This is a genomic window from Pseudomonas sp. 05T35, from assembly GCF_056396605.1.
This window is the reverse complement of sequence record NZ_JBFTLU010000832.1, coordinates 1-764: the sequence shown is the minus strand read 5'-3', so window position 1 is coordinate 764 and position 764 is coordinate 1. Positions and strand designations below refer to the sequence as shown.

Annotated in this window: 1 protein-coding gene; it reads left to right on the top strand. The window is 64.2% G+C overall.

What is annotated here, in order from left to right; all coding sequences use genetic code 11:
* Positions 1-764: Ig-like domain-containing protein (locus AC1DH9_RS30155; RefSeq protein WP_477809454.1), on the top strand; the 764-nt coding region annotated here is incomplete at both ends.

The following is a 764-nucleotide window of genomic DNA, read 5'->3' as shown; positions in this document are numbered from 1 at the left end:
ATCAACGTGCTGGCCAACGACACCGACGCTGACGACGGCCACCTGTTCACGCTGAACTCGGCCAGCGCGCCGGCAAGCAAGGGCACGGCCAGCGTGGTCGGCAACCAGCTGGTGTTCAATCCGGGGAGCGACTTCGATCATCTGGCGCAAGGCGTGGTCGAGCACGTGACGCTCAGTTACCAGATGCAGGAYGAACACGGGGCACTCTCGAGTTCCACGGTGGAYGTGACCATYACCGGCACCAACGACGCACCGGTGGCGGTGGCCGATACGGCCRCYGGYACGGAAAACCAGACCCTGACGATCGACGTGCTGGCCAAYGACACCGACGTCGACGACGGCCATGCATTCACCTTGGTCAGCGCCAGCGCACCGGCAAACCAGGGCGGTGCCAGCGTGGTTGGCAACCAGTTGCAGTTCAATCCGGGGGCTGATTTCGACCACCTGGCACAGGGCGTGGTCGAGCACGTGACGCTCACTTACCAGATGCAGGACGAACACGGCGCGCTTTCGAGTTCCACGGTGGACGTGACCATCACCGGCACCAACGACGCGCCGGTGGCGGTGGCCGATACGGCCGCCGGTACGGAAAACCAGACCCTGACCATCAACGTGCTGRCCAACGACACCGATGCTGACGACGGCCACCTGTTCACGCTGAACTCGGCYAGCGCGCCGGCAAACAARGGCACGGCCAGCGTGGTCGGCAACCAGCTCGTCTTCAATCCGGGAGCCGACTTTGATCATCTGGCACAGGGCGTGGT